The sequence below is a fragment of the Pseudarthrobacter sp. YAF2 genome, assembly GCF_052113345.1.
Taxonomy (GTDB): domain Bacteria; phylum Actinomycetota; class Actinomycetes; order Actinomycetales; family Micrococcaceae; genus Arthrobacter.
Genome location: NZ_JBFRDA010000009.1, coordinates 51,068 through 77,218, shown reverse-complemented (window position 1 = coordinate 77,218; position 26,151 = coordinate 51,068). Strand labels below are relative to the sequence as shown.

Below are 26,151 nucleotides of genomic sequence, written 5' to 3'. Positions count from 1 at the left end.
GTCGGTACGGCCTGGTTTCGGAGACTCAGGCGCCGGCAGCGGCGAGGGCCGCCAGGGTGGACACCAGCAGCCGGCGCTCCACCACTTTGATGCGCTCGTGCAGGGTCTCCTCGGTGTCCGAGTCCTCGATGGTCACGGCCTCCTGGGCGATGATGGGCCCGGTGTCCACGCCGGCATCGGCCCAGTGCACCGTGCAGCCGGTCACCTTCACGCCGTAGGCCATGGCATCGCGTACGCCGTGGGCGCCGGGAAACGCCGGAAGCAGCGCAGGGTGGGTGTTCAGGTACTTGCCGTTGAAGGCGTCGATGAATTCCGGGCTGACGATGCGCATGAAGCCGGAGGACACCACCACGTCAGGTTTGAAGGCGGCTACGGCGTCGGTCAGGGCGGCGTTCCAGTCTGCGCGGTCCCGGTGGGACTTGAAGTCCACCACGAACGTGGGGATGCCTGCCGCGGCGGAGCGTTCGACGCCGAAGGTTCCCTCCCTGTCGGCCCCCACCGCAGCGATCTCCACGTCAAGTTCCCCCGCCTTGACGGCGTCGATGACTGCTTGGAGATTGGACCCGGTGCCGGAGACGAGGACGACGATACGCATTGGTCCAGCTTAGGTGCACGCTCGCGTACGCTGGAAAACATGAACAGCCAACCGGGCCGGGGCGCGCAGCAACAGGCCAAACCCCCGCTCAGCGAGGCGGCAAAAGCCTCCCTCACCAAGACCCTGACCCTGTTCCGGATGTTCCTGGTCTCGGTCCTCGGCGCGCCGTTCGTCTACCAGCTGGACGTCAACTACCTGTGGCTGTCTGCTGTCCTCACGGCAGCCAGCCTGGTGCTGGGGATATTCCTGCTGGCCAGGGCCATCCGGTTAAAGGAATCCAAACTGGTTCTTATTGGCACCATCTCCGGCCTGGTGGTGGCCGTCGTGATGGTGCCGCTGCTCATCACCGCCGCGGTCTTTTTCGACCAGGTGCGCGACTACCAGGCGTGCTTGGGCCGGGCGCTGACGGACCGGGCGACGCACGCGTGCGTGACGACGTTCCAGGATGTCCTGCCCACAAAGTTGGGTTAGCGCGGGCCGGCAGGGGGCCTAGCTGACCAATTCGGCATCCCGTTCCGCGGTACGGCTTTCCTCACGTTCCAGCCAGGGCCCTGCGGCGTAGCCAATGAGGACGCCCACGCCAACCTCGGCCGCCACCCACAGGCCGGTCCAGAGCGGGTTGGGTCCGATATCGGTCAGGCGGCCGAGCCCTGCGGACCCCCGGGCCGCCCAGGCCAGGCACATCGTCAACACCCCGGCGGCGAGCCCGGCGAGAACCCCGAGGACCAGGGTGGAGACGGTTGCTGTAAACCAGCGTGCATGGATCTTGATGGCAAGCCATTCGTCGAAGTGGTTCTCCCCCTCCCGAAGGAACCACCAGCCAGCCACGACGCCGGCCAACACCGGAACGATCAACGCCACAAAGGCGTAGTCCAAGCTGCCAGACGGGATGGCGGCCAGGACCGGAACGGAGGGCATCGGACCCACTGCGGTGCCCAGCGGCCCTGCCTGGGAACCCACGCCCATGGCGAACCCCGCACCTGATGTCCAGGCGAGGGCAAATACCACCAGGTTTGGCAGGAAGCCGAGCTGCGCAATGGTGAGGGCGGCACCTCCCACCGGGCCGGCGTCGAGCGCCTCATAGACGGAAACGACGAGGTTCCAGTGGATGAAGAGGTCCACGGCCAGCAGCACCGCCGCCAGGGTGAGGGCGGAGACCACGGCCACGAATCCGGCCTTCGCCGCAGACGCGAAGTACGAGCCCGCCCAGCGCGAATGCTGGCTGGTGCGCGAAATCCAGTCCACCGCGTCGACGCCGATCAGCCGGCTCCAGGAACCGGCTTCCCTGCGGGCGCCGACAACCATGCCCAGTCCGTAGGGAATCAGCGGAACCAGCATGGCGTACCAAAGATTGATGACGACGTCGGTGCTGCGGCACACGAAAGCCGTAGCCGCACCGAAGGCTGCGTAGACCATCCACGAGCCCAGCAGGGCCTGCCACAGTTGATCGGTGTACGAGGCCCGGGCCAGGCGCCGGCCGGCACGCCAGGCCAGCAGGAAAGGAATCAGGGTCAGGCCAAGGGGAATCAGGCTGAGGACGTCGGATCCGCCGTGCGCTGCCGGGGCCGGCCCCGCTCCCGTGAGTTCCAGTGGCACGCCGTGGACCAGAAGCCAGGACTGGCCGGCCAATCGGGCCAAAACCTCGAACTGCCCGTTTTGGAACCCCGCCGTGGCCCAGACGGCGATGATGGGCGCTATCACCACCAGCGCGGAAATGATGGCCGCCTGCGCCGTTTCGACGGCGCCCTGCAGCCACAAAGGCATGGGAAGGCCACGGTTTCCGGTCTGATCAGCACGCAGTTTCATCGTGTTCCATCGTGTCACGCCGAGTGCATCCTGCCCGCGAACGACAGGCTCCGCGAAGGGACTGAGTGAACAATCAAATGCCCCGCCGCCCGGCGCTTTTTCCGGGGCCGGGCCGTAAAATTGGTATCTGAAACCAGCGCCCCCGTCCGACGAACGGACGCAGTGCGATTTCTGCTGGGCGCCGGGCGTGACCCGCGCCAGCCAAGGGCCCGGATCCGTAAACCGGGAAACAGGAGCCGCGAATGAGAGATGAACCGTAAGTTCTGAAGATATTCGTCCTACTGGCTGGTGCACCCATGGCATACAGCGTGGTTGCACCAGCGCTTAACGGTGCGGCGCCGGGAACCCCCAAGGCTCCCGGCGCCGTTCACCGTTTCAGGGCCGCTGCTGAGTCAAGCTGCCCGAATACCGCAGTAAACCGCCGCACGGGTCAGCGGCGGCCGTCGGCGTCCGTTTCGATGTTCTCCTTGCGGACTTCCTCATCCACCGTGACATCCTCGCGGACAACGTCCTTGTCCAGCCGGACTCGCTCAACCGGAACGGCTTCCTTCTCCACCACCGGACGTTCCTCGTGCAAGACCACCTCGTGCTCCTCTTCGCTGATCGAGGGACCATCGAGGGCCGCACCGCGGTTGGCGTCCGTGATGGGTTCGCGCTCAACACGGACTTCCTCGCGTTCCACCGGAACGGTCTTGGTGACGTTCTCGGTGGTGACGTACTTCCGAAGCCGGACGCGCCCGGTTGCTTCGCGCTCCGTGCCGATGTTGAGCCGTTCCTCTGACCGGGTCATGGCGTCGTCGGTGGTAGGGCCGGAGGTATCGTGGCCTACCGCGTCGCGGGTTCTGTTGTCGTCGTACGTGTCCCGGCCTGCGCCGATCCCGGCCGTGGGGGTGCCGGCGTTCAGGTCGGCATCGCCCTGCAGGTCGACGTCACCGGCGTCGGATTCCGTGCCGGTGCGGGCTTCCGTGTAGGTCCGTGCACCGCGATCGTAGTGCGTATACAGCCGGTCCTCTTCCTCAGGGGTGAGGTGGCCGTCGGCCTCTACCCGGGGAGCGTCCTTCACGTGCTCCTTGGTGAACGGAACCACCAGGTCCTCGCCCTCGGTGCGCGCGCCTTCGACCGGCACGAAGGTCTCGGAGGTGCCGAAGAGGCCGGTCTTGACCGTAACCCAGGTGGGCTCACCCGTGTCGTCATCTGCGTACAACTGGCCGATTGAACCAATTTTCGCACCGTCGGTGCCCACGACGTTGCCGCCCTTGGCGAGCAGGCTTTCAAGGTTTTCCCTGTTGAGCATTACGTCTCCTTGGTTTGTCTTTGTGCTGGGATTGCGAGCCTGCAGCCCGGGCACCGGGTTTCGTCCCGGCACCCGGCCCCGCCCCGGCTGCTTGAGGCTGGCGTTGCTCCCCTATAACGTAAGCATGCTTAGCATCGAATGCCAAGGCTACTTAGTATCTTTCTGGTCCAGGGGCAGCTGTTCACCCAACCTTTCCCTGCGGGTCACGCCCCCTCCCCCGCCATTTCAAGGCTGGCACCCACGGTTGAAGGGTGAGGATCGCAATCGTTGCCGAATCATTTTTGCCGCTGATGAATGGCGTCACCCATTCAATCCTGCGGGTCCTGGACCACCTTCAGGAGCGGGGCGATGACGTCCTGGTCATTGCGCCGTCCGCCCATGACGGGCAAGCGCCTGGCCAGGTCAAAGGCGCGGAGGTCCACCGGCTTCCCGCGGTTCCCCTGGCGGGGTATACGAATGTGCGGGTGGCGCTGGGGGGTGTGTACCGGGTCAAGCGAATCCTTGCCGAGTACGCCCCTGACGTGGTGCACCTTGCCTCGCCGTTCGTGCTGGGCTGGCGGGCGGCCCAGGCGGCCCATCAGCTCGGCATCCCGTCGGTGGCCATCTACCAGACCGAGGTTCCCAGTTACGCCGCCCGGTACGGGGTGCCGTTCCTGGAGAACTGGGCCTGGAACCGCGTGGAGAACATCCACCTGCTGGCCACGCGCACCCTGGTGCCGTCAACGTTCGCGCTGAACCAGTTGCGCGGGCGCGGCATTCCCCGGGTGCGGATGTGGCGGCGCGGCGTGGATACCGCGCGGTTCTCGCCGGAAAAGCGCGACGACGGGTGGCGGGCTTCGGTTTCGCCGGGGGGCGAGCGGATCATCGGCTACGTTGGCAGGCTCGCGGTGGAAAAACAGGTGGAAGACCTCGCCGCACTGGCCGGGATCCCCAACACAAAGTTGGTGGTCGTAGGCGACGGGCCGCAGCGGGCCGCCCTGGAGGCTGCACTCCCCGGTGCGGCATTCACGGGATTCCTGGGCGGCGACGAGCTGGCACGCGCGGTGGCGTCGTTCGACTTGTTCGTCCATCCGGGCGAGTTCGAAACCTTTTGCCAAACCATCCAGGAGGCCATGGCATCGGGTGTGCCGGTGGTGGCCACGGGCCGGGGCGGCCCCTTGGACCTGGTGGAGAATTCGCGGACCGGGTGGCTGTACGAACCGGGCGACCTGTCAGCCCTGCGTGCCCGCGTGCAGGACCTGATGGGCGACGACGCCAAGCGCCGCGCGTTCGCCGCCGCGGCCCACGCCTCGGTGCAGGACAGAACCTGGCCTGCCCTCTGCACCGAGCTGGTGCAGCACTACACCGACGTCATCGCTGACGTGCCGGTGTCATCGGAGCCGGTCAACAGCAAAGGAGCGAAACTGTGAAAATCTCCGTGATCGGTTGCGGTTACCTCGGAGCCGTCCATGCGGCAACACTGGCGTCCATGGGCCACACCGTGGTGGGCATCGACGTCGATCCCGCCAAGGTGGCGCAGCTGGCCCGTGGCGTGGCGCCGTTCCACGAGCCCGGACTCGATGAGCTCCTCCGGGACGGCCACTCCACCGGCCGGCTGCACTTCTCCACCGACCCCGCCGAGGCCGGGGCAGCGCAGGTGCACTTCCTGTGCGTGGGGACGCCGCAGGACAAGACGTCCGACGCCGCCGACCTCACCTTCCTGGTCTCCGCGACGGAAGCCTTGCTGCCGCACCTGGCCGCGGGCGCCGTCGTCGTTGGCAAATCCACGGTGCCCGTGGGCACCGTGGACATGCTCCGGGGTGTGCTGGCGCCGCGGCCTGACGTGCTGCTCGGCTGGAACCCCGAGTTCCTGCGGCAGGGCACGGCCGTCAAGGACTCACTGGTGCCGGACCGGCTGGTGTACGGCGTGGAGGGCGGCCGGGCCGCGGCCTTCAACCCCGCTACTGGGGCGCCGCTGGGTGTGACGGCGGCACTGGACGCTGTCTATGAACCGTTGCTCCGCGCCGGGATCCCCCGGCTTGTCTGCAACTTTGCCACGGCGGAACTCATCAAGTCGGCCGCGAACGCGTACCTTGCCACCAAGGTCAGCTTCATCAATGCCGTCGCCGAATTGTGCGACGCCGCCGGCGCCGATGTCAGCGAACTCAGCGAGGCGATGGGGCTGGACCCGAGGATCGGCAGCCGGTACCTGCACGCGGGCCTGGGTTTCGGCGGCGGCTGCCTCCCCAAGGACATCCGCAGTTTCCGTACCCAGGCCACTGCGCTGGGAGTCTCCGCGGTGCGGGACTGGATGGGCCTGGTCGATTCGGTGAACCTGGGCCAGCGGCAGCGCACGGTTGACCTCGCATTGAAGATGTGCGGCGGCACGTTGGCAGGGCGTTCCATCACCGTACTTGGCGCGTCCTTCAAGCCGGACACGGACGACATCCGCGACTCCCCCGCCCTGGACGTGGCGGACCGGCTGGCCGCCGCCGGGGCGCACGTCACCGTTACCGACCCCCAGGCGGTGAACCATGCGTGGCGCCGCTACCCCCGGCTCCGGTTCGAAGTGTCCACCGGGCGGGCACTCCAGGACGCCGAGCTGGTGCTGCTGCTCACCGAGTGGGATGAGTACCGGCAGCTCTGCCCGGTGGCCGCCGGGCAGCTGGTCCGACGACGGCTGGTCCTGGACGCGCGGAACGTGCTGGACGCTGCTGCGTGGCAGGGGGAAGGCTGGACGGTTCGCGGACTCGGAACCTCCGCCGTCGCTGTCTCGGCCGCGGCTGCAGTCCGCTGAGTTCAGCCCAGGAGCCCCAGATCGGCGAACGCCAATGCAACTCCTGCGCCTGCCGGCCCGGCGGTGGTCCTGTCGGCCACGGCAAGGACCCCCGGGTGGCCGCCTTCCACGGCAATGCCCACCCCGGCGTATTCCAGCATTTCAATATCGTTGGCACTGTCACCGATAGCCACAATGTCGGCGCGGTGGAGGCCAAGCCGGGCTTCCACCACCTGGATGCCCACCGCCTTATGCATGCCTGCCATGAAGATCTCCCCGGCACGGTCTCCCAGCGCTGACAGTGAACTCGGGATCAGTCCGACGTCCGGGCCGAGCTTTTCGATCAGCCCCTTTAGCGGGACCGGCGAATCGAAGACGGAGATCTTGGCGTAGGACGTGCTCCGGAGGTCGTCGCTGTATTGCATCGGCCCCAGGATGTCCTCCAGCGGATCCACGTCGGTGCTGAGGATTCCCTCGTGTTGGGGGCGGCCGGCGAAGATGGGGCCAAGGACCTCCCTCAGCCGCTGGTCCACGCCGGTGCGGCCGTGCAGGGCCTCGGGTGCTTCCAGGATGTAGGCGGCCCCGTGCGCATCGAGGGTTTCCACGATGAGCGCCGCCAGTTCCGGCTCAAAGCGCTGGTCGCTGAGGACCACGCCATTGACTTCCACCCTGGCGCCGGCTCCCGTGATGGTGCCGTCGAAGCCGGCATCCAGGATGTGGCCGGGCACCATGGACAGCGGACGCCCGGTGCACACGAAGACCAGGTGGCCCAGCCTGCGGGCGGTCCGGACCGCCGCCACGTGTGCATCCGGGGCCAGGCCGTGGTCTGCATAGGTTCCGTCGATGTCAAGGAAGACGGCACGCCGCCTGGCGGTCTGGCTGGGCATGCCTGGGCTCCTTGGTTGGTTGCGGGACATCCAAATCCTATCCCCACCCCTCCGGCACCCGGGCAGGCGCAGATACCGCATTCCAGGCCCCAAACTGACAGCCATCCTGTGATAATGAAAGCCTTGCAGACTAATAAGCCTGCTGATTGAATAAGGGAACCGGAAATGGGGGCCCGGCACAACTTACTGACAAGGAGTGACAACATGGGCATTCTCGGATTTCTCATTTTGGGCCTGATCGCCGGCGCCATCGCCAAGGCCATCCTTCCGGGCCGCCAAGGCGGCGGCTGGGTGGTAACCCTGGTCCTCGGAGTTGTGGGGGCCATTTTGGGCGGCTGGATCGGATCACTGATCTTTGGCGGCGGCCTTGCCGAATTCTTCGATATCAGGACGTGGCTGCTGGCGATCCTCGGCTCGATCATCGTGCTGCTGGTCTACGGGGCAATCGCCAACCGCAGCGGCCGCAGGGTGTAGCCGCACCGCCCACCACTTCAGTAAGAGGCGCCGGACTCCCCCAAGGAAGACGGCGCTTTTTACGTCCGCGATGAATGCACGGCCAAAAGTCCGATGAATGCCCGGGCAAAACAGAGAGTCGACCCAACTGCTTTACGGGGTGGCCGCCCAATTTGCGGATCTGCCCTTTATGATGGCGGAGGGGTGGTGTTATGACCGGTTTTTCGGGCCGTGGCAATGATGTGGCATTACAAATTTTTGGCGTGGTCATGAACGCCAGCCCGGATGCACTGCTGGCCCTGAATACGGACGGCATTATCCTGTCCGCAAACGCCGCTGCAGCACGGCTGTTCGGGTTGCCGCAGGAGGCGTTTCCCGGCCTGGACCACCGTCCCCTGATCGCCGAAGGATTCCGCGATGAGGTGGCGCACCTCTTCCGTCAACTCCTGGCCCAACCGCAGCAGCCTCTGCCGCCGCATGAAATCACCGGCCTGCACGGCGATGGAACCGAGTTCCCCGTGGAGGTTGCCGTGGCCCTCCTCCCTGCTGTACCGCCGGCCGGTCCTCCCGGCATCCCCTCCGGGCAAACCGGACCCGCCGGTGTACACCTTCTGCTCTCCGCCCGCGGGACGGCACACCGCCACGCAGCCAACGAAGGCCTGCGCGAAGCCATGTCCCTGCTCACCGCCACCCTTGAATCCACTGCGGACGGAATCCTGGTGATGGGCACCGACGGCAAGGTGGCAGGATTCAATGAACAGTTCCTCACCATGTGGGGCATCCCGCCCGAATTCATGGAAGCGGACAGTGACGAGCCTGCGGTGCGGCTGGTCATGCGGCAAGTATCCAATCCGGCTGCCTTCACCGCCCGGCTGAACGAAGTCCAGGGGGACCCGTCCGGCGAAAGTCACGACGTCGTTGAGCTGCTCGACGGGCGCACGTTTGAGCGATACTCCCGCCCCCAGCGGGTGGGTGAGAAAATCGTGGGCCGGGTGTGGAGCTTCCGGGACGCAACGCCCCGGCGGAGGGCACAGGAGCAGGCCCACCAAGCATTGAAGGATCTCGCCGAACAGGCCGAAAAGTTGCGGGCCATGGCCTTCCAGGACCCGCTGACGGGCCTCGCGAACCGGGCGGTATTCAACGAGGCCCTCACGAACTCCCTTGCGGAGCCACGGCTGAAGACGGTTGACGTCCTGCTCCTTGACCTGGACGACTTCAAGGAGGTCAATGACATCCTTGGCCACCAGGCCGGCGATGACATGCTGGTGGAAGTGGCACGCCGGCTCCGCGGCTGCGCCCCCATGGCGGACGTGGTGGCACGGTTGGGTGGCGACGAATTCGTGGTGCTCCTGACAGCCTGCCCCGATCCCGAGGAGATCGCAGCGTGCATCGTGCGGTGCCTGCATGTTCCCGTGACCATCGGCGGCACGGCTCTGCGCCCAAGCCTTAGCCTGGGGCTTGCCTCCCTGGGGCAGGACAGCGTGGGTCCCTCCGAGCTGCTCAGGCACGCGGATATCGCCATGTACGCGGCCAAGGCTGCCGGCAAGAACCGCTTCCTGCGCTTCCACCCGGACATGATGGAGGCACTGGTGCAGCGGACGCACATGGAAAGTGGCTTGCAACTGGCCGTTCCACGCGGCGAGATCACGGTGGATTTCCAGCCGATCGTCTCGCACCGCATGGGGCAGGTGGTCCAGCTGGAGGCACTGGCCCGGTGGGACCGCGGCGGCGAGCGGGTCCCGCCGTCGATCTTCATTCCGCTCGCCGAGCGCACCGGCCTGATCAACGAGATCGGGGCCGAGGTGATGGCCAGCGGCATGGTGCAGCTGGCACGCTGGCTCAGCGAAGATCCATCGCGGTCCCTGGCCGTGAATGTCTCCGGCGTGCAGTTGCAGGAGGCAGACTTCGCCGAGACGGTCCTCAAGCTCGCGGAAGCCAGCGGCGTGGCGCCCTATCAACTGGTCCTGGAAGTGACCGAGAGCGTCTTTTTTGACGCGGACCGCGGCCTGATCGATCAGCTCGGGACGTTGCGGAACGCCGGCGCCCGGGTGGCGCTGGACGACTTCGGCACCGGCTACTCCTCGCTTGGCCGGCTGCAGGAGCTGCCCGTGGACACGGTCAAGATCGATAAGACCTTCGTGTCCATGGTGCGGACCGGCAACGAGCGGTTACCGATCCTCAGCTCCATGATCAACATGGCCCACAGCCTGGGCCTGACCGTCACCGCGGAAGGCATCGAGACGGCGGCGCAAGCAGACTACCTGACAGCCCTCGAGTGCGATTCGTTGCAGGGCTACCTGTTCTCGCTGCCCGAGCCGGGCGACAGGCTGATACCGGCCCTGCGTCACGCCGAAGAGGCGCTCAACGCGCTCAAGGGTCGCTAGGGCAGGAATGCTTAGGCTGCTTCCCGGCCCGATTGCCGCGGCTTTTTCGCGGGCAGTGGCGGCCGCGACGTTTGTGTGGCGGCGGGAGAGGATGTGGCGGGCCCTGCTTCGGCGGGGCCGGCAGGTGCGGGTGCGGCTGCAGCGCTGGAGTCCGACGCCGCCGGGTCACCGAAGTCTTGAGCATCGGGTTCGGAACGGGTTTCCGGAGCGGCGGCACGGTTGCGGCGCCAGCGGCGGACCAGGTCGATGCCGGCCAGCAGTCCCGCGACGGGGCTGAGGACCGCCGCCGAGTAGACGAACAGCAGCCAGGTCAGCGTGGTCAGCGGCGGCTGGTTGTTGTTCAGCAGCGACAGGCCTCCGAGCAAGCCCACCACCCAGAAGAGCAGGACGGCCGTCAGCACGGATCCGGCAGGGAAATACTGGTTGGTCACGATTTTTTTCAGGGTTTCCATGCACTTCCTCCTGCCTGGCCGGGAGACGGCGAAGGCCGTTCAAGACAAGTATGGGGCCCGGCCCGCGCGAAACTGCGCAAGACGCCACGGCGAGTGACCAAACTAACCCGGGCGCCCGGCGTCGTACGGATTCCGGGTTCGAAAATGCGGTGCCGGGCCCTTCCGCCCAACGCCCGTCGGCACATAGCGTAAGGCTGACCGCTCGAACAATGGAGGATCCATGCGCAAAGTCACTGCCGGCCTGTTCCACTCAGTCGACGGGGTGGTGTCAGAACCGTTCAAGTTCCAGTTCGACAGCTTCGATGAGGAACTCGGCCAGGGGCTGACCAGGATGATGAACACCGTGGACACCGTGGTGCTGGGCCGTGTCAGCTATCAGGAGTGGGCTGGCTATTGGCCCAATGCCTCCGCCGACCAGGACTTTGCCGCCTTCATCAACCCCGTGGAGAAGTACGTGGCGTCGCGGACCCTGACGGGGCCGCTGGAGTGGGAGAACTCGCAGCTGATGGATGCGCCGCTTGAGGAATTCGTGGCCGGCCTGAAGGAGCGCGACGGCGGCGAAATCGCCGTGTGCGGCAGCATCTCCGTGGTGCGGCAGCTGCTGTTTGCCGGGCTGCTGGATTCGCTTCAACTGATGACCCATCCGGTCATCGCAGGCACCGGCCGCCGCCTGTTCGAGGACGGCGACCCGTTGACCCGCCTGGTGCTGCAGGAGCAGTCCCGGACCAGCAAAGGCAACGTGCTCAGCACTTATGGGGTGCGGGCCGAGTAGGTCACGCCGCCAGCGGCGCCCCGAAAAGCTCCTCGGCGAGCCGGGGCAGGTGGTCCGGGATATCCGCCTCGGCCCCGTGTTCGCCGCGGCCGAGGAAGACGGCGGTGCCGCGGATCCCGTCCAGGTCGAGGCCGCATTCGTGCATGAGCTGGCCGGCACGGAAGTTCACGGGCAACAGCAGGGCAACGCTTTCGGCGTTCAGGTAGACGTGCCAGTCGCCGCGGATCACGGATTCAAGCGGCCCGTCCACCAGGGCTTCCAGGGCCGGCAGGTCCGCGGCCACCTGCGCTATGCGGATGGGCTCGGCGTTGTTGGCCGGTACAACGAGTGCTGTGTAAGTTCTGCTGTCCATGATTGGTCTCTCCACAGGGTTTAACACCTGTGGAGAGTGCCGTGTTCCCGAGGGTGCGGTCAGTGCCTTAGCGGGCGGCTGCGACGGCGGCGATGTCGCCGGGGGTGGTCCGGCAGCAGCCGCCGATGATGCGGGCGCCCATCTTCCGCCAGGCAGGGAATCCACCGGCGAGGTCCAGGGGTGCCGCATCCGCCGTTCCGCCGGTCCCGGGTGCGCCCCAGGTCTTGGTTTCCGGATGGTAGGTCTCACCGGAGTTCGGGTAGGCCAGCAGGGGCTTGTCCGTGTGCTGCCGCAGAACTGAGAGCGCCGGGGTCACCAGGTGCAGGGGAACGCAGTTGACTCCGACCGCGGCCACGTGCGGGTGCGCATCGAGGAGGTTGGCAACCTCCTCCAGGGGTGTGCCGTCGCTGATATGGGCTTCATCGCGCAGGGTAAAGGAGAACCAGGAGTCGACGCCGGCTTCTGCTGTAAGTGCCAGCAGCGCCTCCGTCTCGGCGGAAGAGGGCAGCGTTTCACAGGCCAGGACGTCGACGCCGGCCTGCACCAGGGCAGCGATGCGGGGCCGGTGGAAAGCCCGGAACTCCGCCGGGCTGAGGAGGTAATCGCCCCGGTATTCGGAACCGTCGGCGAGGTAGGCGCCATACGGTCCCACGGAGCCCGCGACCAGCAGCGGACCCGCGTCCGGGTGGTCTGCCAGGTGCTCCCGCCGCGCCTCGTCCGCCAGCCGGACTGACAAGTCGACAAGGTCCAGAGCCTCCTGCCCACCGATCCCACGGGCGGCAAAGCCCTGGGGCGTTGCCTGGTAGCTGGCGGTGGTGGCGATGTTCGCACCGGCGGCGAAGTAGTCCCGGTGCACGTCCCTGATCAGTCCGGGCTGTTCCAGGAGGACCTTGGCGGACCACAGCGGATCGTTCAGATCGCAGCCGCGTGCCTCGAGTTCGGTGGCAAGGGCGCCATCGGAGATCAAGCCGGCATTCTCTCCAAGCGAGGTGGACAGGGAAAGGCGGTGGGACATCGCAACTCCGGTCGATTGTTGGCGTTTTTACTCATTATAGACAAGTTTTCATGCTTGTAATGAATATCACTCTGTGCCACCATGACAGCATCGACGACCACCACAGGAGGAAATTTCGTGAGTGTGCACCTGAACAGCGTCCGCAAGCTACGGGTCCATTGGCCGATCAGCGCAGAAACCTTCGGCCGTATAGCCGCCGGAGATGCTGGCGCGGTCCAGCAGGATCCTGGGCTGGCGGGACTCCTGCACGCCGTTAAGAAGTTCCCGGACCTTGGTGATTTCGGGAACTACAAGCACGTCTTCGAATCCGGAATCGGGTTCGAGGGATTCTCCTGCGGCGAAGGGGCAACGCCCACCCTCGGCAGGGTGGGCGAACAGACCCTGTCGCCCACGTTCGTGTTCACCACCTACTTTGATGCTTCCCTGGACGACGCCGTCCTGGAGCGGGCCATGCAGGAACTGGTGGCCATCCACCCGTGGGAACTGCCCGTCATCGAGGTGACCGGCCCACTCAGCGTTGCCGGCGGCCTGCGACGTAAGACTCCTTCGACGGCGGCAGCATCATGACCCTCACCACCACCGCCGCCTGGCCCGCGCTTCAGTCCGCGCTGGCAGGCAGGACATTCACGGATCTCACCCACACCTTCCACCCGGGCCAGCCCCGTTTCTCCGCCTTTCCGGACGAAAGCCGGGAGGCGCTTTTCGATCTTGAAAAAGGCGACGGATTCACGGCCCACCGATATTCGATCGTCGGGCAGTGGGGAACGCATGTGGACCCGCCGTCGCACTTCATCCGCGGCGGCCGCACCCTGGACCGGATTCCGGTCCAGGACATGATCCTTCCCCTTGTGGTGCTGGACATCACCCGGCGCGTCGAGAATGATCCTGATGCCACCCCTGTCATGCAGGACGTGCGGGACTGGGAGGACCGGAACGGAACGATTCCCGCAGGATCCTTCGTCGCACTGAGGACCGGGTGGAGCCGGCGGTGGCCGGATGGTGAGGCCATGGCCAACAAAGACGCCGACGGCGTAAGCCACACTCCCGGCTGGTCCCCGGAGGTGCTCTCCTTCCTTGTCGAGGAACGTTCGATCTCGGCTGTAGGGCACGAGCAAACGGACACGGATCCCGGGCTGGCAACGTCGCAGGGCGACTTCAGCCTGGAAACCTACATCCTCGCCCAGGACCGCTGGCAGATAGAGCTGTTGGCGGACCTGACCGGCCTTCCGGAGTCCGGTGCCGTGATAATAGCCAGCTGGGCAAAGCCACGTGAAGGAAGCGGCTTTCCCGCCCGCGTCTTCGCCATCTCCTGACCGCCGCGAAGGGTCATCTAGACTCGGACCATGTTGAGGACAACAAGCATGGGGCGGGGAATCATGGCAGTCCTGGCTGCCGGGGAGCGCCACGCCCGCGGCCTCTCCGGCGGCACCGTGGCCGAGATCGCCGCGGACCTCGGCAAGGACCGCAGCCAGGTCTCCAGGAGCTTGCGGACAGCGGAGCAGGAGGGGTTCCTGCAGCGGACGCCCCAGCGCACCTTTGCCCTGGACTGGAGCGTCTTGACGGACGCGCAGCTGCTGACCCGCCGTCGGCTGCATTCCGACGGGGCAGCCGCCTTGGAGCACCTTTCGGGCCAGACCGACGAGGGGTGCTTCCTGGGCGTTCTCAGCGGCAACAGCACCGTTACGGTAGGTGAAAGCATCCCCGCCAGCAGCAGAATGGTGGGCTCCTGGCTGGGCCGGCCCTACCCTGCCTACTGCAGCGACGCCGGGCAGGCGCTTTTTTGGGAAACCTCCGATGAAGAGGTTCGCAAAACTTTCGCGTCCGTGCCATTCCAGCAGCACGGCCCTAACACGCCAGCCAACGTTGAGGACTTCCTGGCGCGCCTCAAGGAGGCACGCTTACGCGGTTATTCAATCGTGGACGAGGAAGCGGAACCGGGGCTTTACTCGCTGGCCGTGCCCATCAGGGACTTCAGGGGTGAAGTAGTGGCCGCGCTGCAAGTGGTTGGCCTGAAGAGCCGCATCGAGCCCAGGCAGGCCGACCACGCGAAAGCGCTCCGCGAAGAAGGTGAATGGCTCGAGGCCATGCTCGGAGGGCATTCGCAGCACAATCGTCCATAGTCGCCGCGGCCGGCCGTTATTGATGCACCGCGAGACGACCTGATCCGAGCCTGGCTGCGGCCCCGGCGAGAATATCCGCCACTTCCCCGGTCCGAACATCAACATCGACCCGGCTGCCCAGCGCACTGAGCGAAGCCAGGATGCCGCCCTCCGCATCGCGGATGGGTACGGCCACTTCAGTGATGCCGTGCTCAAACTCCTCAGCAGCAACAACATAGCCCCGGGGCTTGTCCCTGGCCATCAAGTCCCAGGCCTCCGCGCTGGAATGCGGAGCGCCAGGGCCCCCGACCCCGACGAAATTCACGTCGGAGAGCAAAGCCTCAAAACCGCGCCGCCTGTGGTCCCACATCAGGGCCCGCCCCGATCCCGTACACCAGACGGGGGTGACCATGCCGGGCTGGACGAAGCTGCCGGCCTGTGAATCGTTGCTGGACGCCAGCAGCAGGATGACCCGGTAACCGTCACGGACGGATACCCGGGCACGCAGCCCCGTTGCGGCCACCAGTGTTTCGAGTTCCGCTCCTGCGTCCCGTATCCAGCCGGTGTTAAGTGTGGCGGCCAGGCCAAAGAAGCCGCTTCCCACCCGGAACGGACCCCGCTCTCGGCGTTCCAGGAGGCCAAGCTCGCAAAGCTCCTGCGTCAGGCGGGAGACACGGCTTTGGTCCATATCCAGCTCGGCAGCCAGCTGCGAGACGCCTAAGAGCTGCTTGCCGGCCTTTTCCCGGTCCACCACCAAACGCATGATCCGCAGCCCCTGCGCCAGCGATGACGCCTCCGGGGAGTTCTCCACGCTCACTGCTCCTTCCGACCGGCAACCAGCCTATCCTCACACGGGCAAAGCTTTGACGGCCCAAAAGCAACACCGGGACCCGCCCAAAGGCCGGGGCCCGGCGCAGGCGGTTCCGCCGTCTGCACCAGGCCCCGGAAAGTCGTCTTGCCCTAGTTCGCCAGACCGGCCCGGGACTTCCGCCCGTACCTGAGGTGAAAGTAGCCGTAGCAGGCCGCAACGAAAGGCACGCCAAAGTACAGGGCCGCGACCTGGGCCGGGTCAAAGGCTATGCCTACGAGGGAAACGACGCAGAGGGAAAACGCCAGGACCGGAACCAGCGGGAAGAGCGGGGCACGGTACGGCAAAGCGGAAACGTCCCCGCCGTTCCGGACAAAAGACCGCCGATGGAAGAAATGCGAGGCAGTGATGGACATCCACACTCCCACCACAGCGAAGCCGGCCACCGAAACGAGCGCCAGGTAAACAGTCTCCGGGGCGACCACGCTGCTGATGAGCGAGGCCAGGCCGCCGAGCATGCTCACCGAGAGCGCGATCATGGGAATGCCGCGCCCCGTCAACTTCTTGAGTGCCTGGGGCGCCTGGCCTTCGTCGGCGAGGGAGTAGAGCATCCTGGCGCATGAGAACAAGCCACTGTTCCCGGCCGACAGCAGCGCAGTGATGATGACGAAGTTCATCAGGTCGGCGGCGAAAGGAACACCGGTAGCCGTGAACACAGTCACGAACGGGCTCTCGTCGAGCCCAACTTCCGTGTAAGGAATGGTTGCCGCAATGACAGCGATAGCACCTACGAAGAACACCAGGAGGCGGATTACCGTGCTGCGCATCGCCTTGGGGATGCTCGTGGCGGGGTCCTTCGTCTCGCCCGCGGCTACGCCAATGAGTTCGGAGCCCGAGAAGGCGTAAAAGACCGCGAGCGCGGTCACGAGGACCCCGGTGAATCCGTTGGGAAAGAGCCCGCCATCGGTGTTGAAATTCTCGAACAGGAAAGGATGGGCGCCGGATCCGCTCAGCGGGTGGAAGCCCAGGAGGGCCGCCCCGCCCAGGACGATGAGCGCAATGATGGCGCCCACCTTGATGATGGCGAACCAGAATTCCGACTCACCGAAGAACCTGGACGACACCGCGTTGAGGCCGAACAGCGTAGCGGCAAACACGAGGCACCAGACCCACACATCAACGCCGGGGAACCACCGCTGCATCAGCAGGCCCGAGGCTGTGAACTCGGATCCGATGGCGACGGCCCAGCACAGCCAGTAAAGCCACGCTGTGGCGAATCCGGTGGCGGGACCGATGGACCGCGCAGCATAGATATGGAATGCCCCGGACACGGGATACGCAATGGCGAGCTCACCCAGGCAGGCCATCACCAGATAAACCACGAAGGCGCCCACCAGGTAGGCAAGGACGGCGCCCAGCGGGCCCGCCTGGGAAATGGTGTAACCCGAGCTGAGGAACAGGCCGGAACCAATCACGCCGCCCATGGCGATCATGACAAGGTGCCGGGGTCCCATGGAGCGGCGCAGGCCCGACTCCGTGGCCGGTGGTGCACCCGGCTCCGGCTTGAGGGTAAGGGGGGTCGAAGATTCCAAGAGATGCCTCCAGTGGGGGAATGGTGGGAAGGACGGCCGCGGTTCGTTTGCCTGTCCAAGAGGAGCTGTTAGCGCGTCGACAGTGACGAAAGTAACACGAAAATGAAGTTTTAGTCATCAAAATCATATGAAATTGCGAATGTTGCACGCCTATGGCCATTACGCCGCATGTCGATGTGGTCCTCCAATGGTCGATGTGACCGCCCGATAGTGCGTTTGGACATGTCCCTACGGACAGCAGCCGGGGCCACGATGGGAGCACCAAACCACCACATCAAAGGAGCACCATGACCACCTACGACATTGCGCTGATCGGGTTCGGCGGCGTCAACCGCACCCTCGCCGAGCTGATCGCAACCCGGGGTGATGAGCTCAGCCGCGAGTTGGGCTTCGGCCTGCGGGTGGTCGCCATTACGGACCTTCGGCTCGGTTCCCTGGTCCGGAACGGGGGAATCGACATGGACATGGCCTTGCGGATAAACCCCGCTGACGAGACGTTCGCAGCTCACGGAGGTTCCGCGGACCCGGACAACGAGCGCGTCATCAGGACGTGCTCCGCCGATATCATTTGCGAGGCGACCTTCACCAACCCCGCAACCGGGGAGCCGGCTGCTTCGCATGTACGCTGGGCCCTCGAAGCGGGGAAGAGCGTCTGCACCACCAACAAGGGCCCCGTAGCCCTGCATGGTGCGGAGCTCACCGGACTTGCACAGCTGAACGGGCTGCACTTCGAATTCGAGGGCGCCGTGATGAGTGGAACCCCCGTCATCCGATTCGCCAGGCAATTGTTCCCCGGGCTGGCCCTCAACGGGTTCGAGGGCATCCTCAACGGCACCAGCAACTATGTCCTGGGCCGGATGGAAGAAGGCCTCGGTCTTGAGGAGTCAATCCAGGAAGCCCAGCGGCGGGGATATGCCGAGGCAGACCCCACAGCCGACATCGACGGCTACGACGTCCAGCTCAAAGTCCTGATCCTTGCAAACGAACTCCTCGGCGCGGACCTAACGCTGGCGGACGTTCAGCGCCAAGGCATCTCGGCCTTGACCCCCGGTGATCTCAGCAGCGCAAAGAGCGAGGGGCGCCGATGGAAACTGGTGGGATCAGCACGCCGGAACCCGGACGGAACCATCAGCGCCTCCGTGGCACCCGCGGCGCTCCCCCTGGACCACGGCCTCGCGGGAGTGTCCGGTGCCAACAACGCCGTCGCATTCAACACCGATCTCCTCGGACCGGTTACCGTTTCGGGGCCCGGGGCGGGGCGGGTGGAGACGGCGTATGCCCTCCTGTCGGACATTATTGCCATGCACGGTGCCCGGAACCAGGTGGCTGCAGATGCGTGAATCGATGCTTGCACCCCTTGATCCTGAACTGGCCGTTTTCCGCGACGTGGTGAGCCCCTACGATGGCCGGGTGGTGGGCGCGGTCGCCCTGGCGCAACCGGAATCCGTCGACGCCATTGTTGCTGCGGCCCGGGCCGGGGCGCAGCAGGCACGGGCGTTGTCCCGCCATGCCCGGGGAAAGATCCTGGACAGTGCCGCCTCGAAGATTGAGGAACGGCGAATGCAATTTGCCCGCACCATCACAGCGGAGAGCGGAAAAACGATCCGCCAGGCACGCAAGGAGGTGCTGCGGGCAGTTAACACCCTGCGCCTGTCCGCGGCAGAGGCGCGCCGCAACGCCGGCGAGACAATTCCCTTCGACTCCTATGAGGGCTCGGAAGACCGCATCGGATGGTACTCCCGCGAACCGCTGGGGATCATCGCGGCGATAACGCCCTACAACGATCCCCTGAACCTGGTGGCGCACAAAGTGGGCCCCGCCATCGCAGGAGGAAACGCCGTCATCCTCAAGCCATCCGCCCTGACACCGCTGTGCGCGGAACTGCTGGCAGAGGTCCTCACCGAAGCCGGGCTGCCGCCGGGGGTGCTTACGGTGGTCCACGGGGACAGGGAAGTTGCGGAGGCGATCGTCGCGAACCGCGGGATCCGGCTGGTGTCCTTCACGGGCGGGTTTTCCACCGGGGAAGCCATCGCAAGGACGGCAGGACTAAAGAAGCTGTCCATGGATCTGGGTGGAAATGCCCCCGTGATCATCATGGACGACGCGGACATTTACGCTGCCGTGAAGGCCTGCGTCTCCGGAGCTTTTTGGGCGGCAGGCCAGAACTGCGTGGGAGTGCAGCGCATCCTCGTGGCCGAGCCCCTGTACCGGGAGTTCCGCCGGCTCTTCCTGCACGAGACGGCGCAGCTTGTGTCCGGCAACCCCGATGATGAAGCCACCGACATGGGCCCGATGATCACTGCCGCCGCCGTGGACCAGCTCACAGCAAAAATAGACGCGGCGGTCGCCGCCGGGGCTAATGTACTCGCCGGCAACACCAGGGACGGCAACGTCCTCCAGCCCACGGTCCTGGAGAAGGTCAGTCCCGCCAGCAGGCTCTGGATGGAGGAGGTTTTTGGACCAGTCGTGATGCTTCAGCCGTTTTCAACCTTTGACGACGCCGTGCAGATGGCGAACGCCGTCGACTTCAGCCTTCATGCCGGGATCTTCACGCGTTCGCTGGACACGGCGCTGCAGGCTGCGTCCCGCATCGAGGCAGGTGGAGTCATGGTTAACGACTCATCGGATTACCGCTTCGACGGCATGCCTTTCGGTGGATCCAAGTACGGCAGCATGGGCCGCGAAGGCGTGCGTTTCGCCTACGAGGAAATGACCCAGCCAAAGGTTGTCTGCATCAGGCGCCAATAAGGATCAGGTCCCCGCGGTCCGGCCGGAGTGCCGGGTTCCCCTGCCTAAGTGGGCAGGACTCCCGCGCTCCGCCGGACATAGTTGGACAGGGTCATCGCCGTTACCGTGTCCGTTACACCGGGTGTGGCCGCAATTTGTTCCCAGATCTCCTGGATCCGTTCAAGCGAACGGGCTTCCACCCGCACCAGGAGATCGAAGTCGCCACTGACCACATCGCACAGAACCACCTCCGGGATCGATTGCAGCACGGCAATAACGTCCGCCCCGCGAACCCTGTCCTTCCGGTAGACCATCAGGAAGGCCGAAACTGTGCCTTGACCCGGAGCGCCGGCCACCACGGTATAGCCCTGGATATACCCCTGCCGTTCCATCCGGTCGATACGTTGCCGGACGGCGTTGCGGGAGAGCATCACCTTCGCTGCCAGCTCCGCATGACTGACCCGGGCATTGCGCGTCAGCTCCGCCAGGATGCTCTGATCGATCCGATCAAGACTAGCCCGGTCCATGTCCACCCTTCACCGTATGAATTCCCAACAGCAGACACGAGTCGGCCCGGCTCCAGAATGAAAGCACACAGAGATGATACGTCGGCACCAGCCGCTCCAAAGCCGCACGGCAGCCTGCGGCCTCACCGGCCGCAGTGCTCCCTGCGGTCCTGGGCCGCGAAAGAACTCCTGGCCGCAAGGCACAGGCGATGCCGCTTCCCAGCCCCTGAAGAAGGCGACGGCGGCACTCCGCCACGTGACGCCGTCGCCCGTTCACTTCGAGGCTGCCAAGGCGACCGGGTAAACTTGTCCGGTCATGGACTGCTCCTACTTCGATGCCGGCACCTGCCGTTCCTGCACCCACATGGGCATGCCCTACGGCGACCAGCTGGCCGGCAAGCAACGCCACTGCCAAGGCCTCCTGTCCGGACATCCGGAGCTCGAATGGCTGCCCCCGGTGGCAAGCCGGGAATCGGGCTTCCGCAACAAGGCCAAGATGGTGATCGGCGGAACGGCACGGAACCCCACCATCGGGATCCTCGACGCCGACGGCCACGGCGTGGACCTGCGCCGGTGCGGCGTCTGCTCCCCCGGCCTGCTGGCCTGCTTCCCGGTGCTGGCGAACTTCATCCGCCGGATCCGCCTAACGCCCTACGACGTGCCACGCCGCACCGGCGAACTCAAGCACGTCATCATCACCGAATCCCCCGACGGCGAGATCATGCTCCGCTTGGTCCTGCGCTCCGAACAGGTGGTGCCCCGCATCCGCAAGCATCTGCCGGAACTGCTGGCCGCGCTGCCGCAGGTGAAGGTGCTCTCGGTCAACCTGCACCCGGAGCACAAGGCCGTCCTGGAAGGTGACCGGGAAATCCTGTTAACCGGGCAGGCCACCTTGAACATGCGGGTCAACGACGTCAACCTGCACCTGCGCCCGCAAAGCTTCTTCCAGACCAACAGCGAGATGGCCGCGGCGCTGTACCGGCAGGGCCGCGAGTGGGTCAACGAGCTCGCGCCTGCCTCCGTCTGGGACCTCTACTGCGGCGTGGGCGGGTTCGCCCTGCACAGCGCCGCCCCGGGCCGGACGGTCACCGGCATTGAAACCAGCGGCGAAGCAATTGTGTCCGCCCGGCTCAGCAGCGCGGAGGCAGGACTGGAAGGCATGGCGTTCCAGTCCGGCGACGCCACCGCGTTTGCCCTTGCCGCCGAGCAGTCGCCAGACCTGGTGATCGTCAACCCGCCCCGGCGCGGCATTGGCAAGGAGCTGTGCGGCTGGCTGGAAGCCTCGGACGTGCGGCACGTGGTCTACTCCAGCTGCAACGCACAGTCATTGGCCCGCGACCTGGCAGCCCTTTCGTCCTTCACTGCGCGCCGGGCACGGGTGCTGGACATGTTCCCGCAGACCACGCATTACGAGGTGATGGTGCTGCTGGAACGGGCCGACTGACCACCTGCTCCGTCCTGCCGTTGGCGGTCAGTTCCTGCGGGCGCGTTCGACGGCGGCAGCCCCGGCTTCCCGGCCGCCGGCCCGCAGGCCTGCCGCCACCCCGGCGGCGTCGGCGTCGGAACGGTTTTGGCTCAGCTTTTCCTTCGCCTCGATCCGGGTGACCAGCAGTTCCACGCCCACAATCGCGCGCAGCTGCCCGGCAATGAACTTCTCCGGGGCGTCGTCCACGGCCCAGGGGTGCTCTCGGCTGTCCTCATGCAGGCCGGTCAGGTGCCGGACGTGCCGTGCCAGCCAGCCGGCGTCGTCATGGATCACCAACTCGCCGTAAACATTGAGCGTGGCGTAGTTCCAGGTGGGCACCACACGGCCGTGCTCGGCTTTGGCGGCGTACCACGAGGGCGAGATGTAGTTGTCGGGGCCCTGGATGATGGCCAGCGCTTCGCCGGTTGGCACGCTGGACCACTGCGGGTTGTTCCGCGCCATGTGAGCCTGCAGGGCACCGCGCTCCCCCACACCCGGGTTGAAGGCGAAAGGCAGCAGCGTTGCCAGCAGCCCCTGCTCCGTCATGGTGATGAGGTTGGCGGCTCCGGGCTTGGCCAGCAGGCAGTTGACTGTTTCGGGGGTGGCAGCGAAGTGGGCGGGAATATACACGGGTGCTCCTTTAAGGCTGGCGGGCTGGACGGTTGAGGCGGACGCGGACGGCCGCGGCGGCGCAGAGGATGACGGCAAGGGCGCCCAGGACGGTGGTCCAGGTGAGCGCCTCCCCGAGCAGCAGCGCCGCCCAGCCGATGCTGAGGACCGGTTGCAGCAGCTGGATCTGGCTGACCTGGGCCATGGGACCGATGGCCAGCCCGCGGTACCAGGCGAAGAAGCCCAGGAACATGCTGACCACTGCCAGGTAGCCGAAGGCCGCCCACTGGACGGGCGTGGCCGACGGCGGCTGGCTGAGGATGGAGACCACGGCCAGGGCCAGCATGGCCGGGGCAGCGAGGACCAGGGCCCAGGCGATGGTTTGCCACGACCCCAGTTCACGGGCCAGCAGTCCCCCTTCGGCGTATCCGACGGCGGCGCAGGCCACGGCTCCGAGGAGCAGCAGGTCTGCCCACTGCAGGTGCCCGACTCCCCCGGATTGCAGGAAGGCGAAGGCGATCGCCGCCAGCGAACCAAGCGCCATGACCAGCCAGAATGCGGCGGCCGGGCGCTCGCCGGTGCGCAGCACGGCCACTGTGGCTGTCGCAGCGGGAAGGAGGGCGATGACCACGGCGCCGTGCCCGGCGGGCACCGCCGTGAGGGCGTAGGACGTCAGTAGCGGGAAGCCCGCGACGACGCCCCCCGCCACGAGGGCAAGTCGCAGCCAGGTGCCGCGGCGTGGCAGCCGCTGCCGGGTCAGCGCGAGCGCTGCGGCGGCAAGGACTGCGGCGACGACGGCACGGCCCGAGCCAATGAACAGCGGCGGGATCCCGGCCACGGCAACACGGGTGAAGGGTACGGTGAAGGAAAAGGCTGCCACGCCAAGGAGTCCCCACCAGACTCCGGCGGACATTCTCTGCGGTATCGCTTGGCGCTCCAGGACAGTAGCGCTACTATGTTCTTTCATGAACAACGATAGCAGTTCGCGAATCACTGCGGCACTCCGGCAGTGGATCAGCAGTGCGGCTCCCGGCGCGCGGCTGCCGTCCACCCGGCAATTGGTGGCCGAACACCAAGCCAGCCCCGTGACGGTACAGAAGGCCCTGCAGGCACTCGCCGCGCAGGAACTGATTGAAAGCCGCCCCGGCGTAGGAACGTTCGTACGCGCGGTACGGACGGCACGTCCGTCCGACTATGGCTGGCAGACCGCAGCGCTGCGGTCGCCGCACTCGCCGCTGCCGTCGTCGTCGAGCACGATGCGCAACGTCCCCAACGACGCCATCTGGTTGCATTCGGGATACCCGGACCGTGAACTGCTTCCAGAACGGCTGGTGCGGGTAGCCCTGGCCCGGGCCGCCCGCGGCGACGCCGCACTGTCCCGGCCGCCCGCCGCCGGCATGCCGGAACTGCAGCAGTGGTTCGCCCGCGAGCTGGGGCAGGCAACCCCGGTAGGGATCGCGCCGCCCACGCCGAATGACGTGATCGTGCTGCCTGGAAGCCAGAGCGGACTCAGCTCCATCTTCCGCGCACTGGTGGGGGCCGGGCAGCCGATGCTCATCGAATCACCGTCATACTGGGGTGCCATCCTGGCCGCCGCGCAAACCGGGGTGCGCCTGGTGCCGGTGCCCACCGGGCCGGATGGACCCGACCCCGCAGACGTGGACCGCGCCTTCGCCGAGACCGGTGCCCGGGCCTTCTATATCCAGCCCAACTACGCCAACCCCACCGGCACGCAGTGGGCGGCAGAGCGGGCGGGCGAGATCCTGGACGTGGCCCGCCGGCACGGCGCATTCCTGGTGGAGGACGACTGGGCGCACGATTTCGGCATCACCTCTGACCCCCTGCCGCTGGCCACACGGGATGATTCCGGTCACGTGGTCTACATCCGGTCCCTGACCAAAAGCGTCTCCACCGCCATCCGCATCGCGGCGGTCATTGCCCGCGGCCCGGCGCGGGAACGCATCCTTGGCCAGCGTGCCGCCGAATCCATGTACGTCAGCGGGCTCCTGCAGGCGGCCGCCCTGGATGTGGTCACGCAGCCCGGGTGGCAGACACACCTGCGCAGCCTCCGCCAGCAACTCCAGTCGCGCCGGGACCTGCTGGCCACGAGCATCCGCGAATACGTCCCACCGGCCCATATCGACAACCTGCCCCGCGGCGGGTTGAACCTGTGGGTGCGCCTGCCCGATGGGACGGACCTCCCGCGGCTGGCGCGCGACTGCGAAGATGCGGGAGTGGTCATCGCCGCCGGCACGGAGTGGTTCCCGGCGGAACCGGCGGGCGCCTTCATCCGACTGAACTATTCCGGCCCCAACCCGGGCGCGTACCCGGAAGGGGCACGCGTCATCGGCGAATCGCTGGCGAGGCAATCCGGTTAGGGGGGACCCGGCGCGGCGACGCGCCAACCGGACAGTCCTGCGACAACGGCAGTTCACCGGTGCGCCATGCCCGGTTCATTACCCATTAGTAACTTGAGAGCTCCTGTTGAGACCCCAACCTTAAGAGGCCCCATGAGCTCCAAACCCACGCGGCGTGCCCTCACCATGGCCGCATCCCTGATTATCGCCGCCTGTGCGGCCGCCGGTACAGCGGCCGCACAGGCGGACGGCCCGGACAAGGGCACCGACCCCGCCTCCGCGACCCACCATGAAACAAACACCGATTTGGCCGACGCGTTCGACTCCGTCACCCGGAACACGGCCTGGCACCAAACGTCCAAACTGAAACTTGACTTCCCCACCTATCACACCGAGGGAATCGCCTACAGCCAGGACCACATCTTCCTCTCCGCCGTCCAGATCCTCGAACCCACGGTCAAGTACTCCACACAGCAGGGCGGCTACGACCGCACACCGGGCAAGGGCATCGGCCACCTGTTCGTCATGGACAAGGCCGGCAACCTGCAAAAGGACATCATCCTCGGCGAGGGCGACATGTACCACCCGGGCGGCATCGATTTCGACGGCACCAACGTCTGGGTGCCGGTAGCGCAGTACCGGCCGGACAGCAGCGCCATCATTTACAAGGTGGATGCGGACACCCTGGACGTCCATAAGCAGTTCGAGGTCAAGGACCACTTCGGCGGCATCGTCCTGGACAAGCAGACCGGCCACCTCGTCGGGAACACCTGGGGCTCCCGGCGGTTCGCAGAATGGGACCTCGAAGGCAAGCAGCTCTCCACCTGGGAGAACCCGAACTACTTCATCGACTACCAGGACTGCCAGTACGTTCCCAACGCGAAGATGCTATGCGCCGGAATCACCAACCTCCCGCAAACCCCGCAGGCCGGCGGGACCGCAGCCACCTACGAACTGGGCGGGATGGCGATGATCGACCTGAAGTCCCATGCGGTGACCCGTGATGTCCCGTTCCAGCAATGGTCCACCGCCGGACACGTGGCCACCCGCAACCCGTTCAAATTGACCGCCAACGGCGGCCACCTCACCATGACGGTGGCCCCCGACAACGGCGACGAAGGCAACGGCACCGAAATCCTCACCTACGAAGCCGACGCCACCCCCGCAAAGTAGCACTCCCCCCGCACCTGCCGCAGGCCGCGGCAGTGCACCCCACAGGAACG

26 protein-coding genes are annotated in these 26,151 nt (G+C 66.1%); 14 read left to right on the top strand and 12 right to left on the bottom strand.

Annotated elements, in window-relative coordinates:
• Positions 1-25: 25 nt before the first annotated feature.
• On the bottom strand, positions 26-595 hold the full coding sequence (purN, locus tag AB4Y79_RS10890) for a phosphoribosylglycinamide formyltransferase (protein ID WP_441861360.1): 570 nt from the start codon (positions 593-595) through the stop codon (positions 26-28).
• A gap of 39 nt (positions 596-634) precedes the next feature.
• On the opposite strand from purN, the gene AB4Y79_RS10885 reads away from it, so the two are divergent.
• Positions 635-1,066, top strand: coding sequence for a hypothetical protein (locus AB4Y79_RS10885; RefSeq protein ID WP_441861358.1), 432 nt, complete (start codon positions 635-637; stop codon positions 1,064-1,066).
• 18 nt (positions 1,067-1,084) lie between these two features.
• On the opposite strand, the gene AB4Y79_RS10880 is transcribed toward AB4Y79_RS10885, so the two are convergent.
• Positions 1,085-2,401: a cell division protein PerM gene (locus AB4Y79_RS10880; RefSeq protein ID WP_441861356.1), complete on the bottom strand. Its 1,317-nt coding sequence runs from the start codon at positions 2,399-2,401 to the stop codon at positions 1,085-1,087.
• 430 nt (positions 2,402-2,831) lie between these two features.
• Positions 2,832-3,695, bottom strand: a complete 864-nt coding sequence (locus tag AB4Y79_RS10875) for a DUF2382 domain-containing protein (RefSeq protein ID WP_441861354.1) — start codon at positions 3,693-3,695, stop codon at positions 2,832-2,834.
• Between the two features lie 251 nt (positions 3,696-3,946).
• Between AB4Y79_RS10875 and AB4Y79_RS10870 the strand changes: the two genes are divergently transcribed.
• Both AB4Y79_RS10870 and AB4Y79_RS10865 read left to right on the top strand, forming a co-directional pair.
• Positions 3,947-5,104: a glycosyltransferase family 4 protein gene (locus AB4Y79_RS10870; RefSeq protein WP_441861352.1), complete on the top strand. Its 1,158-nt coding sequence runs from the start codon at positions 3,947-3,949 to the stop codon at positions 5,102-5,104.
• On the top strand, positions 5,101-6,471 hold the full coding sequence (locus tag AB4Y79_RS10865) for a UDP-glucose dehydrogenase family protein (RefSeq protein WP_441861350.1): 1,371 nt from the start codon (positions 5,101-5,103) through the stop codon (positions 6,469-6,471). The genes AB4Y79_RS10870 and AB4Y79_RS10865 overlap by 4 nt, the downstream gene beginning before the upstream one ends.
• Positions 6,472-6,473: 2 nt before the next feature.
• Here AB4Y79_RS10865 and AB4Y79_RS10860 read toward each other — a convergent pair whose 3' ends face one another.
• Positions 6,474-7,337, bottom strand: a complete 864-nt coding sequence (locus tag AB4Y79_RS10860) for an HAD hydrolase family protein (RefSeq protein ID WP_441861348.1) — start codon at positions 7,335-7,337, stop codon at positions 6,474-6,476.
• A gap of 204 nt (positions 7,338-7,541) precedes the next feature.
• On the opposite strand from AB4Y79_RS10860, the gene AB4Y79_RS10855 reads away from it, so the two are divergent.
• Positions 7,542-7,811, top strand: a complete 270-nt coding sequence (locus AB4Y79_RS10855) for a GlsB/YeaQ/YmgE family stress response membrane protein (protein WP_308931717.1) — start codon at positions 7,542-7,544, stop codon at positions 7,809-7,811.
• A 248-nt stretch (positions 7,812-8,059) separates the two neighbouring features.
• Entirely contained in the window at positions 8,060-10,174 is a 2,115-nt protein-coding gene (locus AB4Y79_RS10850; protein WP_441861345.1) for a putative bifunctional diguanylate cyclase/phosphodiesterase, read from the top strand.
• A gap of 11 nt (positions 10,175-10,185) precedes the next feature.
• Here AB4Y79_RS10850 and AB4Y79_RS10845 read toward each other — a convergent pair whose 3' ends face one another.
• The gene (locus AB4Y79_RS10845; RefSeq protein WP_441861343.1) at positions 10,186-10,626 is read right to left on the bottom strand and encodes a hypothetical protein; all 441 of its coding nucleotides are present in this window, start codon (positions 10,624-10,626) and stop codon (positions 10,186-10,188) included.
• 220 nt (positions 10,627-10,846) lie between these two features.
• Here AB4Y79_RS10845 and AB4Y79_RS10840 point away from each other — a divergent pair, with 220 nt between their 5' ends.
• A complete protein-coding gene (locus AB4Y79_RS10840) occupies positions 10,847-11,398 on the top strand; it encodes a dihydrofolate reductase family protein (RefSeq protein WP_441861341.1) in 552 nt (183 codons plus the stop codon).
• Position 11,399: 1 nt separating this feature from the next.
• Here the strand turns inward: AB4Y79_RS10840 and AB4Y79_RS10835 are convergent, their stop codons facing one another.
• Entirely contained in the window at positions 11,400-11,750 is a 351-nt protein-coding gene (locus AB4Y79_RS10835) for a DUF3846 domain-containing protein (protein WP_441861339.1), read from the bottom strand.
• A gap of 67 nt (positions 11,751-11,817) precedes the next feature.
• Entirely contained in the window at positions 11,818-12,765 is a 948-nt protein-coding gene (gene mmuM, locus AB4Y79_RS10830) for a homocysteine S-methyltransferase (protein WP_441861337.1), read from the bottom strand.
• 117 nt (positions 12,766-12,882) lie between these two features.
• Here mmuM and AB4Y79_RS10825 point away from each other — a divergent pair, with 117 nt between their 5' ends.
• The 3 genes from AB4Y79_RS10825 to AB4Y79_RS10815 are packed head-to-tail and all read left to right on the top strand — an operon-like array spanning position 12,883 to position 14,885.
• A complete protein-coding gene (locus AB4Y79_RS10825; RefSeq protein ID WP_441861335.1) occupies positions 12,883-13,332 on the top strand; it encodes a hypothetical protein in 450 nt (149 codons plus the stop codon).
• On the top strand, positions 13,329-14,078 hold the full coding sequence (locus AB4Y79_RS10820; protein WP_441861333.1) for a cyclase family protein: 750 nt from the start codon (positions 13,329-13,331) through the stop codon (positions 14,076-14,078). The genes AB4Y79_RS10825 and AB4Y79_RS10820 overlap by 4 nt, the downstream gene beginning before the upstream one ends.
• Before the next feature lie 30 nt (positions 14,079-14,108).
• A complete protein-coding gene (locus tag AB4Y79_RS10815; protein WP_441861331.1) occupies positions 14,109-14,885 on the top strand; it encodes an IclR family transcriptional regulator in 777 nt (258 codons plus the stop codon).
• A gap of 16 nt (positions 14,886-14,901) precedes the next feature.
• Here the strand turns inward: AB4Y79_RS10815 and AB4Y79_RS10810 are convergent, their stop codons facing one another.
• On the bottom strand, positions 14,902-15,675 hold the full coding sequence (locus tag AB4Y79_RS10810; protein WP_441861795.1) for an IclR family transcriptional regulator: 774 nt from the start codon (positions 15,673-15,675) through the stop codon (positions 14,902-14,904).
• A gap of 149 nt (positions 15,676-15,824) precedes the next feature.
• On the bottom strand, positions 15,825-17,264 hold the full coding sequence (locus tag AB4Y79_RS10805; protein ID WP_441861329.1) for an amino acid permease: 1,440 nt from the start codon (positions 17,262-17,264) through the stop codon (positions 15,825-15,827).
• Positions 17,265-17,551: 287 nt separating this feature from the next.
• On the opposite strand from AB4Y79_RS10805, the gene AB4Y79_RS10800 reads away from it, so the two are divergent.
• Entirely contained in the window at positions 17,552-18,604 is a 1,053-nt protein-coding gene (locus AB4Y79_RS10800; protein WP_441861327.1) for a homoserine dehydrogenase, read from the top strand.
• Complete coding sequence (locus AB4Y79_RS10795) at positions 18,597-20,012, top strand: aldehyde dehydrogenase family protein (protein ID WP_441861325.1); 1,416 nt, start codon at positions 18,597-18,599, stop codon at positions 20,010-20,012. The genes AB4Y79_RS10800 and AB4Y79_RS10795 overlap by 8 nt, the downstream gene beginning before the upstream one ends.
• Positions 20,013-20,056: 44 nt before the next feature.
• On the opposite strand, the gene AB4Y79_RS10790 is transcribed toward AB4Y79_RS10795, so the two are convergent.
• Positions 20,057-20,518: an Lrp/AsnC family transcriptional regulator gene (locus AB4Y79_RS10790; RefSeq protein ID WP_308931729.1), complete on the bottom strand. Its 462-nt coding sequence runs from the start codon at positions 20,516-20,518 to the stop codon at positions 20,057-20,059.
• A 295-nt stretch (positions 20,519-20,813) separates the two neighbouring features.
• Here AB4Y79_RS10790 and rlmC point away from each other — a divergent pair, with 295 nt between their 5' ends.
• Complete coding sequence (gene rlmC / locus AB4Y79_RS10785) at positions 20,814-21,941, top strand: 23S rRNA (uracil(747)-C(5))-methyltransferase RlmC (RefSeq protein WP_441861323.1); 1,128 nt, start codon at positions 20,814-20,816, stop codon at positions 21,939-21,941.
• 27 nt (positions 21,942-21,968) lie between these two features.
• Here the strand turns inward: rlmC and AB4Y79_RS10780 are convergent, their stop codons facing one another.
• Both AB4Y79_RS10780 and AB4Y79_RS10775 read right to left on the bottom strand, forming a co-directional pair.
• A complete protein-coding gene (locus AB4Y79_RS10780) occupies positions 21,969-22,592 on the bottom strand; it encodes an FMN-binding negative transcriptional regulator (RefSeq protein WP_441861321.1) in 624 nt (207 codons plus the stop codon).
• 10 nt (positions 22,593-22,602) lie between these two features.
• Positions 22,603-23,538, bottom strand: a complete 936-nt coding sequence (locus AB4Y79_RS10775; RefSeq protein WP_441861319.1) for a DMT family transporter — start codon at positions 23,536-23,538, stop codon at positions 22,603-22,605.
• Here AB4Y79_RS10775 and AB4Y79_RS10770 point away from each other — a divergent pair.
• A complete protein-coding gene (locus AB4Y79_RS10770) occupies positions 23,537-24,949 on the top strand; it encodes an aminotransferase-like domain-containing protein (RefSeq protein WP_441861317.1) in 1,413 nt (470 codons plus the stop codon). The genes AB4Y79_RS10775 and AB4Y79_RS10770 overlap by 2 nt on opposite strands.
• 132 nt (positions 24,950-25,081) lie before the next feature.
• Positions 25,082-26,101, top strand: coding sequence for a DUF6454 family protein (locus AB4Y79_RS10765; RefSeq protein ID WP_441861315.1), 1,020 nt, complete (start codon positions 25,082-25,084; stop codon positions 26,099-26,101).
• Positions 26,102-26,151: the final 50 nt, after the last annotated feature.

What these genes read in the sequence shown, in the direction of transcription:
- purN (WP_441861360.1), bottom strand. Translation starts at nt 595, where the DNA reads ATGCGTATCGTCGTCCTCGTCTCCGGCACCGGGTCCAATCTCCAAGCA.
- AB4Y79_RS10885 (WP_441861358.1), top strand. Translation starts at nt 635, where the DNA reads ATGAACAGCCAACCGGGCCGGGGCGCGCAGCAACAGGCCAAACCCCCG.
- AB4Y79_RS10880 (WP_441861356.1), bottom strand. Translation starts at nt 2,401, where the DNA reads ATGAAACTGCGTGCTGATCAGACCGGAAACCGTGGCCTTCCCATGCCT.
- AB4Y79_RS10875 (WP_441861354.1), bottom strand. Translation starts at nt 3,695, where the DNA reads ATGCTCAACAGGGAAAACCTTGAAAGCCTGCTCGCCAAGGGCGGCAAC.
- AB4Y79_RS10860 (WP_441861348.1), bottom strand. Translation starts at nt 7,337, where the DNA reads ATGCCCAGCCAGACCGCCAGGCGGCGTGCCGTCTTCCTTGACATCGAC.
- AB4Y79_RS10855 (WP_308931717.1), top strand. Translation starts at nt 7,542, where the DNA reads ATGGGCATTCTCGGATTTCTCATTTTGGGCCTGATCGCCGGCGCCATC.
- AB4Y79_RS10850 (WP_441861345.1), top strand. Translation starts at nt 8,060, where the DNA reads ATGAACGCCAGCCCGGATGCACTGCTGGCCCTGAATACGGACGGCATT.
- AB4Y79_RS10845 (WP_441861343.1), bottom strand. Translation starts at nt 10,626, where the DNA reads ATGGAAACCCTGAAAAAAATCGTGACCAACCAGTATTTCCCTGCCGGA.
- AB4Y79_RS10840 (WP_441861341.1), top strand. Translation starts at nt 10,847, where the DNA reads ATGCGCAAAGTCACTGCCGGCCTGTTCCACTCAGTCGACGGGGTGGTG.
- AB4Y79_RS10835 (WP_441861339.1), bottom strand. Translation starts at nt 11,750, where the DNA reads ATGGACAGCAGAACTTACACAGCACTCGTTGTACCGGCCAACAACGCC.
- mmuM (WP_441861337.1), bottom strand. Translation starts at nt 12,765, where the DNA reads ATGTCCCACCGCCTTTCCCTGTCCACCTCGCTTGGAGAGAATGCCGGC.
- AB4Y79_RS10820 (WP_441861333.1), top strand. Translation starts at nt 13,329, where the DNA reads ATGACCCTCACCACCACCGCCGCCTGGCCCGCGCTTCAGTCCGCGCTG.
- AB4Y79_RS10815 (WP_441861331.1), top strand. Translation starts at nt 14,109, where the DNA reads ATGTTGAGGACAACAAGCATGGGGCGGGGAATCATGGCAGTCCTGGCT.
- AB4Y79_RS10800 (WP_441861327.1), top strand. Translation starts at nt 17,552, where the DNA reads ATGACCACCTACGACATTGCGCTGATCGGGTTCGGCGGCGTCAACCGC.
- AB4Y79_RS10795 (WP_441861325.1), top strand. Translation starts at nt 18,597, where the DNA reads ATGCGTGAATCGATGCTTGCACCCCTTGATCCTGAACTGGCCGTTTTC.
- AB4Y79_RS10790 (WP_308931729.1), bottom strand. Translation starts at nt 20,518, where the DNA reads ATGGACCGGGCTAGTCTTGATCGGATCGATCAGAGCATCCTGGCGGAG.
- rlmC (WP_441861323.1), top strand. Translation starts at nt 20,814, where the DNA reads ATGGACTGCTCCTACTTCGATGCCGGCACCTGCCGTTCCTGCACCCAC.
- AB4Y79_RS10770 (WP_441861317.1), top strand. Translation starts at nt 23,537, where the DNA reads ATGAACAACGATAGCAGTTCGCGAATCACTGCGGCACTCCGGCAGTGG.
- AB4Y79_RS10775 (WP_441861319.1), bottom strand. Translation starts at nt 23,538, where the DNA reads ATGAAAGAACATAGTAGCGCTACTGTCCTGGAGCGCCAAGCGATACCG.
- AB4Y79_RS10765 (WP_441861315.1), top strand. Translation starts at nt 25,082, where the DNA reads ATGAGCTCCAAACCCACGCGGCGTGCCCTCACCATGGCCGCATCCCTG.